The organism is Bradyrhizobium sp. Kon37 (assembly GCF_055807535.1).
In genome coordinates this window covers 94,502-111,564 of the sequence record NZ_JBVVOY010000010.1, presented here as the reverse complement: position 1 = coordinate 111,564, position 17,063 = coordinate 94,502, and the positions used below count along the sequence as shown (strand labels likewise).

The window sequence follows — 17,063 nt, the reverse complement described above, 5'->3', positions numbered from 1 at the left end:
ACGGCAGATACTGGAGAACGACAGTGATTGGTCAAAAATGGAATGTGATGGTCACCGGTGGTGCCGGCTATGTCGGTAGCGTGCTGATTCCCCAGTTGCTCGCTGCGGGCCACAAGGTCACCGTGCTCGACCTGTTCATGTATGGCGAGGACGTGTTCGATGCCGTCCGCAGCAATCCCAATTTGCGCCTGATCAAGGGCGACATCCGTGATGAAGCCGCGATCAACGAGGCCCTGCGCGGCAACAACGCCGTGATTCACCTCGCCTGCATCTCCAACGACCCGTCGTTCGAGCTGGACCCGGGGCTCGGCAAGTCGATCAATTACGACTGCTTCCGGCCGATGGTGCGCGCCGCCAAGAAGGCGGGCATCAAGCGCTTCATCTATGCCTCCTCGTCCAGCGTCTACGGCATCAAGGACGAAGCCGAGGTGACCGAGGACCTGTCCTGCGAGCCGCTCACGGACTACTCGAAGTTCAAGGCGATGTGCGAGACCGACCTTGCCGATGAGGCCGCGTCCGGTTTCGTCACCTGCACGGTTCGTCCCGCCACCGTCTGCGGCTACGCACCGCGGCAGCGGCTCGACGTCGTCGTCAACATCCTGACAAATCTCGCGGTCAACACCGGCCGCATCCGCGTGTTCGGCGGAACGCAGCGCCGGCCCAATTTGCACATCGAGGACATGTCGGCGGCCTATCTGTTCCTGCTCCAGCAGGATGGCGCAAAAATCGACGGCAAGACCTACAATATCGGTTACGAGAACCACTCGCTGATGAAGATCGCCGACATCGTCAAGTCGGTGGTCGGCAGCAATGTCGACGTCGTCGTCGAGCCGACCGACGATCTCCGCTCCTACCACGTCTCGTCGGAGAAGATCCGCCGCGAGCTCGGCTTTGCGCCGACCCACACGATCGAGCAGGCCGTGTCCGGCCTCGTCAACGCCTTCAAGGGCGGCCGCCTGCCGAACTCGCTCAACGACCCCCGGTACTTCAACATCAAGATGATGCAGAACATCAGCCTGAAGTGAGCGGCGTGCGAATCGGCATCGATTTCGACAACACGATCATCTGCTACGACAAGGTCTTTGCCGCCGTCGCACGTGAGCGTGGGCTGGTGCCGGAAGGGTGGGAGGGGCTTAAGACCGACCTACGGGATCATCTCCGGTCCCGCGCGGGCGGCGAGCTCGCCTGGCAAGGACTGCAAGGCTTCGTCTACGGCAAGGGAATTGGCGGCGCCGAAATCTATCCGGGAGTGCGGGAATTCCTGGCGGCGTGCAAGCAGGCCGGCTCGAAGGTCTGCATCGTCAGCCACAAGACCCGATTCGGTCATCAGGACCCCGGCCGCACCGATCTGCGTGACGCCGCGCGCAGCTGGCTGCGGGGGGCCAACCTGGTCGACGCTGCGGATGCGGCGCTGGCTATCGGCGATGTCTATTTCGAGGACACACTGCCCGCCAAGGTCGAGAGGCTCGTGAGCCTGAAGCTCGACGTCTTCATCGATGACCTCGTCGACGTCTTCGAACAACCGCATTTTCCGAAGGCCACGCGATCGATCCTGTTCACGCAGTCGCAGCCGCCCCACCCCGAACACTGCAAGCCGATCGCGACATGGGCCGATATCCGCCGCGAGGTGTTTGCGGCATGAGCGAGACCGACATCACCGCGCCGGATGCGATGGCGATCGGCAGCCGCCTGGCCGGTGCGCGTGTTGCGTCCGCCCAGCCGGCACGATCCGGCGGCAACAACAGGGTATTTCGGCTGGAGATGGCGGATGGACCGCCCCTCGCCCTCAAGCATTATCCGTCCGACGGACGCGATCGCCTGGGACAGGAGTATGATGCGCTCTCGTTCCTGGCGCGCCACGGCATCACGTCGACACCGCAGCCGGTCGCGAAGGACGCAGATGCATTCTGCGCGCTGTACCAATGGTTCGACGGCGAGGCCGCGGTGCTGCGTCCCCAGGGCGACGACGCCGACCAACTCGCCGATTTCCTCGTAGAGCTGCAGAAGCTGCGCGAGGCCGAAGGTGCGCAGAATCTGCGGAACGCCTCAGCCAGCATCTTCTCGCCCGAGGCGGCCATCGCCCAGTACGAGCAGCGCCTGGACGCACTGAAGCGGGCCTCGGATGATCATCCCGATCTGCGTGCGTTTATCGAAGGCAGCCTGGTTCCCAGCATTGACGTCGCGATTCGACAGCTCCGTCGGCGCTACGCGGAACTGGGCTGGGATCCAACGGCGGACCTTGCGCCCAGCCTTCGCGCGCTAAGTCCGTCCGATTTCGGACTGCACAACGCGTTGCGCGCCGAAGACGGGCGCCTGCGATTCATCGACTTCGAATATTTTGGCTGGGACGACCCGGTCAAGCTCGTGTCCGATACCGCCATTCACCCCGGCAGCGACCTGCCGGAAGCGAGCGCGAATCGCTTGATCGAACGGCTGTCGCGCGCCTTCGAGGCGAGCGATGATGCGTTTGCGATCCGACGTGACGTACTGTATCCTGTGTTCAAGGGAATCTGGTGCCTGATTGTCCTGAACGCCTATTTGCCGGACAGCCGCTCCCGGCGCGCAATGGCTGCGCAAGGTGGCGATGTTAGGATCCGCCTCGCCGGTCAGCTCGACAAAGCCCGCCGGCTTCACCAGACGATTCGCCCAACCGATTTACCGAAGTGACCCAGATCTCACCCTACGCCGAAGCCGCCCTCACCTGCACGCTGGACGAGCGTAGCCTTTATCTGCGCCGACTGGTGCTCGGTTCTGTCCGCTCCGCGGGACGCGGACATGTCGGTCCGGCATTGTCGCTGATCGAGATGGTCCGCGTACTCTACGACGACGTGCTGCGGATCGATCCGAACAACCCGTGCGATCCGGCCCGCGACCGCGCGATCCTCAGCAAGGGACACGGGTGTCTGGCGCTCTATGCGCTGCTGGCCGATCGCGGATTCTTTCCGCTGTCGGAGCTGGACGGTTTCTGCGGCCCCGACAGCATTCTGGGCGGACATCCCGAATACGGAATGGTGCCGGGGGTCGAGGCCTCGACGGGTGCGCTCGGACACGGCCTGTCGATCGGTGTCGGCCTCGCGCTCGCTGCGCGCATGCGCGAGCGCAGCTACCGCACCTTCGTCCTGCTTGGCGATGGCGAGATCAACGAGGGATCGGTTTGGGAAGCTGCCATGGGGGCGGCGAAGCACGGGCTCGACAATCTGGTCGCGCTGATCGACTACAACAAGCTGCAGAGCTACGGGCCCACCGATTACGTCCTGCCGCTGGAGCCGCTCGCGGACAAATGGCGCAGCTTCGGCTTTGCCGTCCAGGAGCTCAACGGCCACGACGTTGGCGCCCTGCGCACAGTCCTGAAGCAAGTCCCAGCCGTTCCGGGAAAACCCACCGCGATCATCTGCCATACCGTCAAGGGCAAGGGGCTGCCGGCCGCGGAATCCAACGCCGATTGGCATCACAAGAACAAGCTCACCGACAGCGAGCTCGACGCCATCCGCGTCGCCGTCGGGGATTTTTGATCGGGTCCTCATGCGCAACACCGCGATGAACATGGTCCACAAGCTCGCCGCGCGCGACGAGCGTGTGCTCTACATCGGCTCCGACCCGGGCGCGGGCACCTTGCGCGCGATGAGCAAGGAGTTTCCCAAGCGCCACCTGATCGAAGGCATTTCGGAAGCGCACATCATCGGCATGTCGGCCGGTCTCGCGATGGAAGGCTTCGTGCCCTATGTCAACACCATCGCCACATTCCTCACCCGCCGCTGCTACGAGCAGGTCGCGGTCGATCTGTGCCTGCACAATCTGCCGGTGCGGCTGATCGCCAATGGCGGCGGGCTGGTTTACGCGCCGCTCGGCCCCACCCACCAGGCGATCGAGGACATCGCCATCATGCGGGCGCTGCCGAACATGACGGTGGTCTGCCCGTGCGATGCCGACGAGGCGGCGCGGCTGATGGAGCAAACCCTCGACTGGACCGGGCCGATCTACATCCGGCTCGGCAAAGGTGGCGACGCCGTGGTCTCGAAGGCCGAGCACGGCTTTGAGATCGGCAAGGCCATCCTGATGCGGCCGCCCGGCGACGTCGTCATGGTCACGACAGGCATCATGCTCCAGCGCGCACTCGCTGCGGCCGACCTGCTGGCAGCGCAAGGCATTCGCGCCGGCATCCTGCATATGCACACGGTCAAGCCGCTCGACACCGAGGCGCTGCTGCAAGCGATCCGGGGCACCGGGCTGGTAGCGACGCTGGAGGAGCACGTGCCCTCGGGCGGCCTTGGCAGCGCGGTCGCGGAGGCGCTGATCGACAAGCTCGGCTCTGGCCTGCCCGCCATGCTGCGGTTGTCGCTGCCGGACCGGTTCATGCACAATTACGGATCGCAGGACTCGTTGCTCAAGAAGCACGGACTTTCCGCCGACGCCATTGCGACCTCGATCGCGCGCGCGCTCACCGCCTCGCACACCTCCTCTCCGCAACTTCATTCCACCTGACGGGCCCCATGCACGACGTTCGATATTCCTATCTGCTCGAGCAATTCTCCGACCCGGCACCGATCCTGGCCGAGATCGGCCGACTGGTGGCGACCGGTGACTTCACCCTGGGCAAGCCGGTCGCGGAATTCGAACGGCGCTTTGCCGAGCTGATCGGCGTGCGTCACGCCATCGGCGTCGGATCGGGCACCGATGCGCTCAAGCTGCCGCTCAAAGCGCTCGGCATCGGCCATGGCGACGAGGTCGTCACGGCCGCCAACACCTTCATCGCCACCGTCGGCGCCATCGCGGAGACCGGCGCGACGCCGGTGCTGGTCGACTGCGACGACTCCTTCTGCATGAACGTCGACTACGTCGAAGCCGCGATCACCGAGAAGACCAAGGCGATCATGCCGGTTCAGTTGACCGGCGAGGTCACCGACATGGGCAAGCTGATGGCGATCGCCCAGCGTCACAACATCCCCGTGGTCGAGGATTCCTGCCAGGGCATCCTGTCGGAGTTCGCGGGAAAACGGTCCGGCACCCACGGTATCGCGGCCGGCTTCTCGCTGCATCCGCTCAAGAACCTCAACGTCTGGGGCGATGCCGGTGTCGTCGTCACCAATGACGACGGGATGAACGAGCGGCTTCGCCTGATCCGCAACCACGGCATGAAGAATCGCGACGAGATCGCGATCCTCGGCTGCAATTCGCGGCTCGATTCCCTCCAGGCGGTGGTCGGCAACTGGCTGATCGGCCAGACCAGCGAGATCACGCGCCGCCGGATCGAGAACGCGGCCTATTACGATTCGGGCCTTGCCGACCTGCCCGGCCTGCGGATTCCGCCGCGCCGGCCCAACGTGAAGCACGTCTACCATCTCTACATGGTGTTCGCCGAGCGTCGCGACGAGCTCTACAAATACTGCCTGGACAACGGCATCGAAGCGAAGATCCACTATCCCATCCCGCTGTACCAGCAGGAAGGCCTCAAACACCTCGGCTACGCGCCGGGCACCTTCCCGGTCACCGACCGCCACGCCCAGGAAGTCATCAGCTTCCCCGTCGACCAGCATCTGACGCGCGCGCAGCAGGACCGCGTCATCGAGATCGTTCGGAAGTTCTGCCATGGACGCTGACACCGGCCGCCGGCGCATCGGTTACGTCAATCTTCCCGCGCAATTCGAGGAAGAGCGCGTTGAGATCATGCAGGCGGTCGAGGGCGTGTTCCGGCGCGGCGATTTCATCGGCGGCGCGGCCGTTGCGAAGCTCGAAGAGGAGCTCGCCACCTATCTCGGCTCGCCGCATGTGGTGACGCTGAATTCCGGCACCGATGCGCTGATCCTGTCGTTGCGGGCGCTCAACATCGGTCCCGGGGACGAGGTGATCACCCCGCCGAATTCGTTCGTGGCATCAACCGCCGCTATCCTCGCGGTCGGTGCCACACCTGTGTTTGCGGACGTGCTGCCGGATCAGAATATCGATCCGGCCGCGGTCGAGGCCGCCGTCACCCCGCGGACCAGGGCGATCATGCCGGTGCACCTGACCGGGCGCATGGCCGACATGAACCCGCTGATGGCGATCGCCGCCAAGCATGCTCTTGCCGTGATCGAGGACAGCGCACAGGCTGTCGGCTCGACCTATGACGGGCGGATGAGCGGGACCATCGGAACGTTCGGCTGCTTCTCCGCCCACCCGCTGAAGAACCTCAATGCCGCGGGCGACGCCGGCTTCGTCGTCACCGCCGACGCCGAGCTTGCCGCGAGAATTCGCCGCCTGCGCAATCACGGCCTGATCAATCGCAGTGACGTTCAGGAATGGGGCATCGTGTCACGCCTCGACACGGTCCAGGCCGAGGTGCTCCGGATTCGCTTGCGTCACCTGCCCTCTGTCATCGAACGCCGGCGCCGCAACGCCGCGCAATACCGCGCCGAGCTCGCCGGCCTTCCCCTGTTCATCCCGGTTTGCCGCAACATCGAGTTCAACACCTTCCACACCTTCGTGGTGCAGACGGACCGCCGCGACGACCTCCAGAAATATCTTGCCGACAAGGGCATCGAGACCGCGATCCACTATCCGGTACCGATCCATCTCCAGGAGGCGGCGGCGCATCTGGGTCACGGTCGCGGCGCGTTCCCGGTGACCGAGCGGCAGGCGGATCAGATCCTCACGCTTCCCATCAACCAGTTCCTCTCGACCTCGGACATCAGCTATATTTGCGCGACCGCCCGGGAGTATTTTGCATGACGGACACGGCTTTCCTCGAGGCCGATGAGCAGGCACTGGCGCAACGCTTCATCGACGACGGCTTCGTCACCACGCCGGCCGACGATCGCGCCGGGCTCGATCGGATCCAACGGCGCGCCGCCGAGCTCGCGGCGGATTATCTGAAGCTGCCACGCGGCAACGACCCCTACGCGATACTTGACACCATCCACACGCGGGTGAGCGTAGATGATCTCAACGGCCTGCGGCTGCACGTCTTCAACGGCCTCAACGCCGAGCCGTGGTTCCGGCCGACCTATTTCCGTCTGGCTCGCTCGACCATCGAGACCATCGTCGGCAACGAGCTCTGCATGCAGCGCCGCGTCAATCTCAGCATCCAGCTGCCGGGAGACGATTCGTCGCTGCTCGCCACCCATTCCGACGTCTGGTCGGGCGACTCGCCGTTCGAGGTCGTGGTGTGGGTACCGCTGGTCGACGTCCACCGCACCAAATCGATGTATCTGCTGCCGCCATCCCTGAACGGGGACATGCAGGACCGCATGGCCAGCCTGCGCAGCGCCGAGGAACTCTACCAGAGCATCAAGCCGCACGCGACGTTCATCGAGATTCCCTACGGTCACGTGATGCTGTTCAACCAGACCCTGATGCACGGCAATCGCGTCAACGAGGAAGCCGGCTCGCGCTGGAGCATGAACTGCCGCTTCAAGAGCATCATGTCGCCCTACGCGGACAAGCGATTCGGCGAATTCTTCGAACCGATCCTGCTGCGTCCGGCGACACGCGTCGGCATGCAATACAAGCTCCCGGGAGGCTTCCATGGCTGAGCGAGCCGGCCATCGCGGCTATATCGGCGCCCGGCCGCTGAACGGCAGCCGCACCCCGCAGCACGTCCAGAACATCGTGATCCGCGACTATGCGCGGCGGAAGAATCTGCATTATCTGCTCAGCGCCGCCGAGCACACCATGCCCGGCAGCTACATGGTGCTCGAGGACATCCTGGACGAGCTGCCGCGGTTGCGCGGCCTGATTCTCTACAGCATCTTCATGCTGCCGCCCGACGAGGCACGGCGGCGGGAGATCTATGACCGCGTGCTGAGCGAGGGCTGCGACCTGCACGCGGCCGTCGAGGAGATCACGCTGTCCTCGCGCGACAACATCCAGGCCGTCGAGGACATCCTGCTCGTCAACAAATTCGCGACCATCCTGTGACGATGCCGCGGACCGGTTCAGGACAATGACCGAGATCAACCTGCTCCAGCCGATGCACGCATCGACCAAGCGGAACTACGTTCAGCGGGTCGTCGAGCACGACAAGGCGGAATCCGCCACTGTCGCGCGGCAATGGGGACACGACTATTGGGACGGCGATCGCCGCTATGGCTACGGCGGTTACCGCTACGACGGACGATGGCGCCCGCTCGCGCAGACCCTGATCGACCGCTATGGCGTCAAATCAGGGATGAGCGTGCTCGATGTCGGCTGCGGCAAGGGCTATCTGCTCTACGAATTCACCCAGCTCGTACCCGGCCTCACCATCGCCGGCATCGACATCTCGGATTATAGCATCGCCAACGCCAAGGAGGAGGTGCGACCGCAATTGAAGGTCGGCAGCGCCGTCGAGCTCCCCTACCCCGACCACAGCTTCGATCTCGTGGTGTCGCTCGGCGTGCTCCACAATCTTCCGCTCGAGGACGTCTTCCGCGCCGTGTCGGAGATCGAGCGCGTGGGACGCGGCGCCTCGAAATATCTGATGGTGGAATCGTTCCGCGACGAGCGCGAGAAGGCGAACCTGCTCTACTGGCAGCTCACCTGCCTGAGTTTCCATGGTCCGGAGACGTGGGCCTGGATCTACGACAAATGCGGCTACCGGGGCGACCATGGGTTCATCTTCTTCGAATGAAGCAACGGGCCTGCGCCGGCCGGCCTCGCTACGTGCGCAAAATCCCGAAGTGTATTATTCGGACGACGCCATCGTCACGGCGGACGATGCCACGATCGCGGAGCTGAAGCGCATCGCCGCAGGCAATCCGCGTCTGCGCAGCCGGCTGTGCACGCACCCCGATCCTTCGTCCGGCCTGCACGAGATGCTGATCGTGCATCACCGCGAGGCCTATGTGCGGCCTCACAAGCATTTTGGCAAACCTGAATCGTTTCACCTGATCGAAGGCACTGCGCAGGTCGTGATCTTCGAGGACGACGGCCGCATTCGCGACGTGCTCGAGATGGCGCCGTACGGCCGGGGCGCGCTTTGCTATTACCGGATGCCCGAGCAGGTTTTTCACTCGATCCTGATCACCTCGGAGTGGCTGGTGTTTCACGAAACCACCGCCGGTCCGTTCGATCCCTCCCGCACGGCGTTTCCCGACTGGGCACCGGATGGCGGCGATGCCGGGGAAGTGCAGGTCTATGTCACTAGGACCGCTACGCTCGCCGCGGAGCATCTGGCCCATCGCCATGCTTCACGAGCCATTCCAGCAGAGGTTCCTATTCGATGACTGATCATTGCCGCCTCTGCCATTCGACCAATTTGCGCCCGGTCATCGACCTCGGACAGATGCCGATTGCGCATCGGCTTCGGCACAGCCGCGACGAACAGGACGAACGGTATCCGTTCGAGGTGTTCGCCTGCGGCGAATGCGGCCTGCCCCAGATCGTCAAGCCGATCGATCCCGACATTTTGTACCGGCAGTTCAACTACAATTTCAGCAGCTGGAAGCCGGAGCCGCACCAGGTCGACGAGCTCGATACCATCGCCAAATTCTCGGCCCACCAATCCGTGTTCGAGATCGGATGCAACGACGGCTTGTTCATGGACAGGCTTCGTGAACGCGGTGCGAAGGTTTTGGTGGGCGTCGAGCCCAACCCGGTGTCGGGCAAGATCGCCCGCGAACGCGGCATCAAAGTCTATGCCGACATGATCAGCCCGGCGCTGTGTCACGACGCGGTCGCGGAGGCCGGCAAGTTCGACCTCGTCGTCTCGCGCCAGGTGCTGGAGCACATCGTCGATTTCGAGAACTTTTTCGATTGCGTGAAAATCGCGCTACGCGATGACGGCCTGCTGTTCATCGACGTGCCTGATTTCGCACCCGGCTCGACGGCGGGTGACCTCTCGGTCCTGTGGGAGGAGCACGTCAGCTACTTCACTGAGCCGACGCTGCTCGCGTTGCTGGCGCGCCACGGCTTCGAGGCGGTCTCGGTGAAGAAATACAATTTCAGCGGCGGCAGCCTCGCGATCGCAGCGCGACGCGTAGCGCGCGACGTGACGGCCCCGTCCGCGCCGTCCGGCGTCGGCGAGAAATTCGGTCGGCGCGCCAGGGAGTACGGCGCGCGGCTCCGCCCGATCCTCGCCAAGGCCCGCGCCAACGGCGCCGAGATCGCCATCTACGGCGCCGGCTGCCGCGCCTGCACCTTCACCAATGCCCATGAACTCGCGGATCTCGTCGACCTCTCGGTCGACGACCAGAAGGAGCGCCAGGGCTTGTTCCTGCCCGGCACCGGCGTTCCGATCCGCCCGCCGGAGGACCTTGCCGGCAAGTCGGAGCCGCTCGTCTGTCTTCTGGCGGTGAACCAGGAGAACGAAGACAAGGTCGGCAGCCGGCTGCGCGAAAACGTGAAGCGTCCGCTCCACATCGTTTCGATCTTCGCGCCCTCCGACATCTGGAGCGAGCTCGATCGCCTCGAGGCCGCCGCAGGGTCGCGGCATGGCTGAGGACAAGCTCTTCAACTATTACGAACGTCAGGACGTCTTGCCGACGTTCGGGAATTTCAAATCCGCCGCCGAACTCGAGGCTTATGCCGGCCTGCGGCGCGAGTTGTTTTCCGACAAGCTGGTGCTGCCGCCGCGGTTGTTCCGCGACGCAGACGTGCTCGAATTCGGCCCCGATTCCGGCGAGAACGCGCTGGTGTTCGCCGGCTGGGGCGCGAACATGACGCTTGCCGAGCCGAACCGGCATGCGCACGCAAAAATCCAGGCTTACTTCGCGCATTTCAGCCAGACCCAACGTCTCCGCGAACTCGTGTCATCCGATGTCGAAGGCTTTCGCGGCGATCGTCGTTTCGACATCATCGATGCCGAAGGATTCATCTACACGGTGCAGCCGACTGAAAATTGGCTCGGCATCTTTCACCGGCTGCTCAATCCGGACGGTTACGCCGTCGTTTCCTACTACGAGCGCTACGGCGGCTTCTTCGAGCTCGCGCTCAAGGCGATTCATGCGGCCGGCAAGGCACTGACCGGCCGTCCCGGACTCGAAACGGCGAAGCTGCTGTTCGACGCGAAATGGAACAGCATTCCGCACACGCGCAGCTTCGAATCCTGGCTGATGGACGTGCTCGAAAATCCTTTCGTCCGGCACCGCTACTTCCTCGACGCGGGAGCCTTATGCACGGCGGCGCACGAGCAGGGATTCGATATCCATTCGGCGTGGCCCGCTTATCGCGACAGCCTGGACGTCTACTGGCACAAGAAGGTCCTGTCCGATGACGAGAAGCTGAGGCGCACGACGCGCCACCTCGGCCGCAGCCGTCTGAGCTTTCTCGGCGGACGGAAGCTCTATCTGGCCGGCAAGACCGAAGCGGTCGAGGCGATCTCGGCTTCGATCGAGACACTGGTTCTCGATGTCGATGCGATGATCGACGATCCCTTCGGCGACAGCCTGCCCCGTGCGATCGCGAGCCTTGCGTCGCTGCGCGAGACGATACCGGCGACAAACATTCTCGCCGACGATGCGTCCGACATCGACGCCATCATGGCGACCCTCGATAGTTTCCATCGCATCTTTGGCGCGATCGGGCGACGGGACGTGTCCACAGTCACCGCCCTCACCCAATCCGATCAGGCGTTCATCAACACCTGGGGACAGCCGGCGCATTTCCTCGTTCTCCGGAAACGCTTCGAGGGGTCCTAGCAAGTGAGGCCAGGCATTGGCATCATCGGAACGGGCATGGTCGGCCAGATGTGCCACCTCGCCAATTTCGCCGCCAACCCCGCCTGCCGCGTTGTCGCGATCGCGGATCTCAGGCCTGATCTCGCCGCCGCAGCGGCGCAAAAATTCGACATCGCTCGGGTCTACGGTACGCACCGGGAATTGCTGGCGGATAGCGAAGTGTCGGCCGTCGTCGTCGTGACGAAGCGGCGCGCCACCGGCCCGATCGTGCTGGATGCGTTGAACAGCGGTCGCCATGTGCTCTCGGAAAAGCCGATGGCCTACACCACGGCTCAGGCCGTTTCACTGACCGAGGCGGCGCGGCGGCACAACCTCGTCTACAGCATCGGCTACATGAAGCGGCACGATGCCGGAGTGGCGCGCGCGATGGCCGAGTTGGCGCGCCTGCGAGCGGATCAGTCGCTTGGACGCATTGTCGGCGCGCGCGGCTGGTGCTTCGGCGGCAACACTGGCCAGGCACAGGACAATTTCGTCATGACCGGCGAAGTGCGGCCGGACGGGCTCGAGCTCTGGCAGGACGGCCCCGACTGGATGCCGGGCGCGATGCGACCCGGCTACGACAATTTTCTGAACGTGTTCAGCCATATCATCAACCTCGCGCGCTACGTGCTCGGATCGTCACCGACAGTCGCGGAAAGCACCATCGAGACCTCGGGCGCGGCGACCGTGACACTCGACTTCGACGGCGTCGCCTGCGCGCTGCAACTCGCGAGTGGATCCGAAGGCGTCTGGCGCGAGGGGCTGAGCATCGAATTCGAGCGGGGCGCGCTGACCATCGAATTGCCCCCGCCTTTTGCCGAGCAGGAGGCGGAGGTCATCCTCGATCAGCAAGGACAACGCACGCGATTGTCGCGCGACACGAGCTGGGCCTTTCGGCGTCAAGCCGATGCATTCGTCGCCGATATCGCGGAACAGAAGACGCCGCTGGCGTCCGGCGAGGATTCCGTGGCCGACATCGCCCTTGCGGAGGCGATCTGGCAACGGCAGGTCAGCGGCTAGGGCTCACGCCAGCAATATCCGGGCGATGGCTGATCGCCCACGTTCTAGCTAAGTGTTTGATTTCGCTGGCAGGAGTGGCAGGGCTCGAACCTGCGACCCCCGGTTTTGGAGTTTGATGGTCCTAGTGACGATCGGTACTTATCGGTATCTATACTGTGCATAATAGCTGATTTTCGTAGACTACCATCAGTTTTCGGTGATCATAGGTAGCGATTTTTGATGCTCCCTGATGATGTCGGCGCTACCTGTGCGCTACCGAAAGCAGCCTATGAATCTCACCGACAATGCTGTGAAGAAACTGGCTCTCGCTACCGATGAGCCGGACGGGAAGATCTTTTTCGATGACTCGATCGAAAACTTCGGCGTCAGGGTCTATCGCAGCGGCAGGAAAAAGTGGGTCTACCAGTATCGGATGACCAAAGGCGGCCGCACCTACAAGTTCGAAATCGGCGACGTTGCCAAATTCCATCGCGAGCAAGCCAAGACTGAGGCTAAAATCGCAGCGGGACATGTGGCGAAGGGTGAGAACCCTATCGATCTGCGGCGGCAGGCTCAGGCCAAGCACAAAGACCACTTCGGCGAGCTTGTCGCCGAATACCTCGACGAGAAGCTGCACCCAATTAAGCAAAACAAGAAGCCGATGCGCCCTCGCTCCTATGCTGAGGTGAAGCGTCATCTGGAAGACCACTGCAGGCCACTCTCATCTAGGCCAATTCGCACTATCACCCAGGACGATGTCGCTAGCTTGTATAAGAAGATCTCGCGGAGCGCCGGCCCAGGCGCTGCCAGCCATGTCTGGTCGACCGGTCGCGCATTCATGCACTGGTGCATGGGCCGTGGGATACTCGAGAAGAACGTCTTTGCGCTCTATGACGGCGCGGCGGAAAAGGATGACAAGCCCAAGCGCACCCTCCTCGATTCAGAACTTGCCATTGCTTGGAAGGCGTGTCGCGACGATCAATTCGGTAAAATTGTTAAGCTACTCCTCCTCACCGGCGGTCGTCGCGATGAGGTTGGCCACGCAGCTACCTCAGAGATTGACCTCGCAAAAGCTGAATGGATATTGCCCGCCGCTCGATCAAAGAACGGCTGCGAACACATGGTTCCGCTCTCAGATCTGGCAGTAGAGCTTTTGGCCGCCGCGATGGAAGCGCGCGAAGATTTCGTTTTCGGTCACGGCACAACGCGCGGTTTTTCGGGATGGTCAAAAGCAAAGGCGGCGCTCGACACGCGCATCGCCGAGGCCGGGCACAAGCTCACGCCCTGGACAATTCACGATCTGAGACGCTCATTTGCAAACGGACTGCAGCGAATAGGAACTGAACCGCACATCGTCGAAGCTTGCCTGAATCATCTGCCACCGAAACTTGAGCGAACCTATCAGACCTACCTCTACGCCGACGAGAAGCGTACAGCACTCGACCGTTGGGCGAAGCATCTGGACAGGATCGTCTCCGAGCAGCAGGCGATAGCTGCCGCAGCGGAGGCATGACGATGGCCGAGGATGACTTCTCCTACGAGAAAACAACCGACCCGTACGGGTGGGCTAAGCGCAAAGCCTTGAGCCTATTCTTGGAGATCCGCGAATTGCTGGGTGACGAGAAAGCGCGCCACCTATTCAGCCTTTGGGGAACGCCGCCGACGCAAGAGCGTCTCAACGAAATCGAGAACATGGGCGAGATCGACCGCCTGGACATAGAGTTTAAGGGCAATGTCAAAGCGTTCGCGCGGGCCCTTGCTGCCGAGAAGTTTTCCAATCCGACTTTCCAACAAACGGAAGTTATTCTGCGACAGATCCAGCGCTTAAATGCGAAGAGAAAGAAGAATCCGTTCTGGCCACAAAGGGGGTGACATCTTCGCGTGAGGTTTGTCACCTGACTGTTCAACGAAAAATTTGACAGCTTATTTGGGCGACGCAGCCGAGATCAAATTCGTCATCGATAACCGCAAATCGGTGACATACAATGCAGGTTTCTACGCACGACAACATCGCAGTTCGCGACCCTTATCTCGGGACTGCAGACGCCGCCAGTTATTACCGCTACTCGGAAAGCCATTTCCGGGTTCTGGTGCGCACCGGCAAGGTGCCTCGCCCCACTCGCATCAACGGCAAGCTCTTGTGGCGCCAGTCGGTGCTTGATGCCCACATGCGCCAGCTCGAGATCGCGCAGGGCGTCGTTTCCGCAACTTCCTAACGACACGACCCGCGCGCGAGGTCTTCGCACACGGGCCGCGGGAACGCTTCAGCTTGCCGACCGCCAAATCGACGCTGCTGTCCTAATCGTTCCCTGAGCCGTTCGCAAGGCCCGCCCGCCGAAAGGCAACCGATGGGCGCGACCCTTCATCCCCACCAGGAAAGAGCTCTTGGCTCCGTCCGCCTTGCCATCAGGGAAGGCGAACGCCGCATTATGCTCATGGCACCGACCGGGGCAGGCAAAACCAAAACCGCGAGCGAATTGATCATTGAAGCGCTCGCCGCGCGCTGGCGCATTATCTTCGTCGTTCCCGCAATCTCGCTGATCGACCAGACCATCGAGCGCTTTTACGCCGACGGCATCCGCGACATCGGCGTGATCCAGGCAGATCACCACCTTACGAACTATGCGCGGCCCGTGCAGGTCGCGAGCGTGCAAACTTTGACGCGCCGCAAGCACGTTGGGGATTTCGATCTCGTCGTCATTGACGAGGCTCATCTGCAGTTCGACTTCATTCGGGACTGGCTGGCGAGCCCCGAGATGGCGAACATTCCGGTGATCGGCCTTTCGGCCACCCCGTGGTCGAGGGGGTTGGGCAAGATCTACACCAAGCTGATCATTGCAGCGACGACCAGCGAATTGATCGAAGCCGGCTACCTTTCGCGCTTCCGTGTGTTCGCGCCCTCCTCTCCCGACCTGACGGACGTGCGCACCCTTGCCGGCGACTACCATGAAGGCGACTTGTCGAAGGCGATGGATAAGTCCGGCCTGGTCGCCGACGTCGTCGACACGTTCAAGGAACGTGGTCGTGGCCGCCCCACTCTGTGTTTTGCCGTCGATCGCGCGCACGCGAAAAACTTGCAGCAGAAGTTCATCGCGGCCGGCGTTGTTGCCGAGTACATCGACGCCTACACGCCAGCCAGTCAGCGCGCCGCGATCGCCAAGCGCTTCCATGCGGGCGAAGTCGAGATCGTCTGCAACGTCGGTTGCCTGACCACCGGCATTGATTGGGACGTTCGCGCCATCATCCTGGCCCGGCCGACTAAGTCCGAGATGTTGTTCGTACAGATGATCGGTCGCGGCCTGCGTACGGCCGACGGAAAAGATGACTGCCTGATCCTCGACCACAGCGACAACCACCTCCGCCTCGGCTTCGTCACCGACATCTGCCACGATAAGCTCGACGATGGCCGCGAACGTCAGAAGGCGGAGCCGAAGGCGAAGGAGGCGCTGCCGAAGAAATGTCCGAAGTGCACCTTCCTGAAACCGCCGAAGACGCCGAATTGCCCGGCGTGCGGATTCAAGCCGGAGCCGAAGTGCGATGTCGTCAGCAAGGACGGCGAGCTCGTCGAGTTTAAGTCACGGAGCGCTTTGAAACCGGCCGAGCAGCAAGAGCAGATCAGGTTTTTCAGCGAGCTCAGGTCGATCGCGCAGGAGCGCGGTTACAAGGGCGGATGGGCCGCTCAGCAGCACCGGGTGAAGTTCGGCCACTTCCCGCCATGGAACTGGAACGACCTTCCGACTATGGCCCCGTCGGCTACAACCCGTGCCTGGGTTAAATCCAGGCAGATCGCTTTTGCGAAGGCGAAGGGGTCGTCGTCATGGCGGTGACCTACAACACGCCGCTGCACGAACGCGCGCGCGGTCGCTGGACCTCTATCCTGCCGGCGCTCGGCATCGATAAGAGATTTCTGACCAAGAAAAACGGCCCCTGCCCTATGTGCGGAGGGAAGGATCGTTGGCGCTTTACCGACCTCAACGGCAAGGGTACTTGGTTTTGCAATCAATGCCAGGGCGGCAACGGCGTCGCGCTTGCGCTCAAGTATACCAAGCTGCCCTTCCGCGATGTCGCCGAGCGCATTGAACGTGTTCTAGGTGAAGCCCCGCTCGAGCAAATCCGCACGCAACGCTCCGACCAGGACAACCGCGCTGCCCTGAACAAGCTGTGGGACAGCGGCGCGCCGGTGCAGGTTGATGATCCCGCCGATCGCTGGCTTCGTGGTCGCGGCATCGCTATGTAGAATTATCCTAAGTGCCTCCGAACCGGCATGCGCGTGCGACATAGCGGGCCGCCGGTCTCATGGCATCCGGCCATGCTCGCAAGGGTGTCGGATGCCGACGGCAAGCCCGCAACGATCCACAAGACCTACATCACCATCGACGGCAAGAAGGCAGACGTCGACAAGGTGCGCATGTTCTGCCCGGGCACGGTCCCCGCCGGCGGCGCGGTGCGGCTGGT

19 protein-coding genes and 1 pseudogene are annotated in these 17,063 nt (G+C 62.8%); all 20 read left to right on the top strand.

Annotated features, from left to right (window positions below; translation table 11 throughout):
- The first annotated feature begins 23 nt into the window (after positions 1-23).
- Positions 24-1,025, top strand: a complete 1,002-nt coding sequence (locus tag AC0L3J_RS20185; protein ID WP_473348169.1) for an NAD-dependent epimerase/dehydratase family protein — start codon at positions 24-26, stop codon at positions 1,023-1,025.
- Entirely contained in the window at positions 1,022-1,642 is a 621-nt protein-coding gene (locus tag AC0L3J_RS20180) for an HAD family hydrolase (RefSeq protein ID WP_473348168.1), read from the top strand. Before AC0L3J_RS20185 ends, AC0L3J_RS20180 begins: the two co-directional genes overlap by 4 nt.
- Entirely contained in the window at positions 1,639-2,667 is a 1,029-nt protein-coding gene (locus tag AC0L3J_RS20175; RefSeq protein ID WP_473348167.1) for an aminoglycoside phosphotransferase family protein, read from the top strand. The genes AC0L3J_RS20180 and AC0L3J_RS20175 overlap by 4 nt, the downstream gene beginning before the upstream one ends.
- Positions 2,664-3,512, top strand: a complete 849-nt coding sequence (locus AC0L3J_RS20170) for a transketolase (RefSeq protein WP_473348166.1) — start codon at positions 2,664-2,666, stop codon at positions 3,510-3,512. The genes AC0L3J_RS20175 and AC0L3J_RS20170 overlap by 4 nt, the downstream gene beginning before the upstream one ends.
- 10 nt (positions 3,513-3,522) lie before the next feature.
- Entirely contained in the window at positions 3,523-4,482 is a 960-nt protein-coding gene (locus AC0L3J_RS20165; RefSeq protein WP_473348165.1) for a transketolase family protein, read from the top strand.
- Between the two features lie 8 nt (positions 4,483-4,490).
- On the top strand, positions 4,491-5,597 hold the full coding sequence (locus tag AC0L3J_RS20160) for a DegT/DnrJ/EryC1/StrS family aminotransferase (protein WP_473348164.1): 1,107 nt from the start codon (positions 4,491-4,493) through the stop codon (positions 5,595-5,597).
- Positions 5,587-6,705 (top strand): DegT/DnrJ/EryC1/StrS family aminotransferase, encoded by a 1,119-nt coding sequence (locus tag AC0L3J_RS20155; RefSeq protein WP_473348163.1) that lies wholly within the window; start codon positions 5,587-5,589, stop codon positions 6,703-6,705. Before AC0L3J_RS20160 ends, AC0L3J_RS20155 begins: the two co-directional genes overlap by 11 nt.
- On the top strand, positions 6,702-7,508 hold the full coding sequence (locus AC0L3J_RS20150) for a sporadic carbohydrate cluster 2OG-Fe(II) oxygenase (RefSeq protein ID WP_473348162.1): 807 nt from the start codon (positions 6,702-6,704) through the stop codon (positions 7,506-7,508). Before AC0L3J_RS20155 ends, AC0L3J_RS20150 begins: the two co-directional genes overlap by 4 nt.
- The gene (locus tag AC0L3J_RS20145) at positions 7,501-7,893 is read left to right on the top strand and encodes an LIC12192 family sporadic carbohydrate cluster protein (protein ID WP_247396583.1); all 393 of its coding nucleotides are present in this window, start codon (positions 7,501-7,503) and stop codon (positions 7,891-7,893) included. Before AC0L3J_RS20150 ends, AC0L3J_RS20145 begins: the two co-directional genes overlap by 8 nt.
- A gap of 25 nt (positions 7,894-7,918) precedes the next feature.
- Positions 7,919-8,584 (top strand): class I SAM-dependent methyltransferase, encoded by a 666-nt coding sequence (locus AC0L3J_RS20140; protein WP_473348161.1) that lies wholly within the window; start codon positions 7,919-7,921, stop codon positions 8,582-8,584.
- Complete coding sequence (locus tag AC0L3J_RS20135; RefSeq protein WP_473348160.1) at positions 8,562-9,179, top strand: WbuC family cupin fold metalloprotein; 618 nt, start codon at positions 8,562-8,564, stop codon at positions 9,177-9,179. Before AC0L3J_RS20140 ends, AC0L3J_RS20135 begins: the two co-directional genes overlap by 23 nt.
- Entirely contained in the window at positions 9,176-10,393 is a 1,218-nt protein-coding gene (locus AC0L3J_RS20130) for a class I SAM-dependent methyltransferase (protein ID WP_473348159.1), read from the top strand. Before AC0L3J_RS20135 ends, AC0L3J_RS20130 begins: the two co-directional genes overlap by 4 nt.
- Positions 10,386-11,591: a class I SAM-dependent methyltransferase gene (locus AC0L3J_RS20125; protein WP_473348158.1), complete on the top strand. Its 1,206-nt coding sequence runs from the start codon at positions 10,386-10,388 to the stop codon at positions 11,589-11,591. The genes AC0L3J_RS20130 and AC0L3J_RS20125 overlap by 8 nt, the downstream gene beginning before the upstream one ends.
- Before the next feature lie 3 nt (positions 11,592-11,594).
- Positions 11,595-12,629: a Gfo/Idh/MocA family protein gene (locus tag AC0L3J_RS20120; RefSeq protein WP_473348157.1), complete on the top strand. Its 1,035-nt coding sequence runs from the start codon at positions 11,595-11,597 to the stop codon at positions 12,627-12,629.
- Between the two features lie 268 nt (positions 12,630-12,897).
- A complete protein-coding gene (locus AC0L3J_RS20115; protein ID WP_473348156.1) occupies positions 12,898-14,121 on the top strand; it encodes a tyrosine-type recombinase/integrase in 1,224 nt (407 codons plus the stop codon).
- Between the two features lie 2 nt (positions 14,122-14,123).
- Entirely contained in the window at positions 14,124-14,480 is a 357-nt protein-coding gene (locus AC0L3J_RS20110) for a PIN domain-containing protein (RefSeq protein ID WP_473348155.1), read from the top strand.
- Positions 14,481-14,593: 113 nt separating this feature from the next.
- Complete coding sequence (locus tag AC0L3J_RS20105) at positions 14,594-14,824, top strand: helix-turn-helix domain-containing protein (protein ID WP_473348154.1); 231 nt, start codon at positions 14,594-14,596, stop codon at positions 14,822-14,824.
- Between the two features lie 132 nt (positions 14,825-14,956).
- Positions 14,957-16,435: a DEAD/DEAH box helicase gene (locus AC0L3J_RS20100; protein ID WP_473348153.1), complete on the top strand. Its 1,479-nt coding sequence runs from the start codon at positions 14,957-14,959 to the stop codon at positions 16,433-16,435.
- Positions 16,426-16,845: a primase-helicase zinc-binding domain-containing protein gene (locus AC0L3J_RS20095; RefSeq protein WP_473348152.1), complete on the top strand. Its 420-nt coding sequence runs from the start codon at positions 16,426-16,428 to the stop codon at positions 16,843-16,845. The genes AC0L3J_RS20100 and AC0L3J_RS20095 overlap by 10 nt, the downstream gene beginning before the upstream one ends.
- A gap of 18 nt (positions 16,846-16,863) precedes the next feature.
- A pseudogene (locus tag AC0L3J_RS20090) lies at positions 16,864-17,049 on the top strand (DUF7146 domain-containing protein); the annotation flags it as partial.
- Between the last annotated feature and the right edge of the window lie 14 nt (positions 17,050-17,063).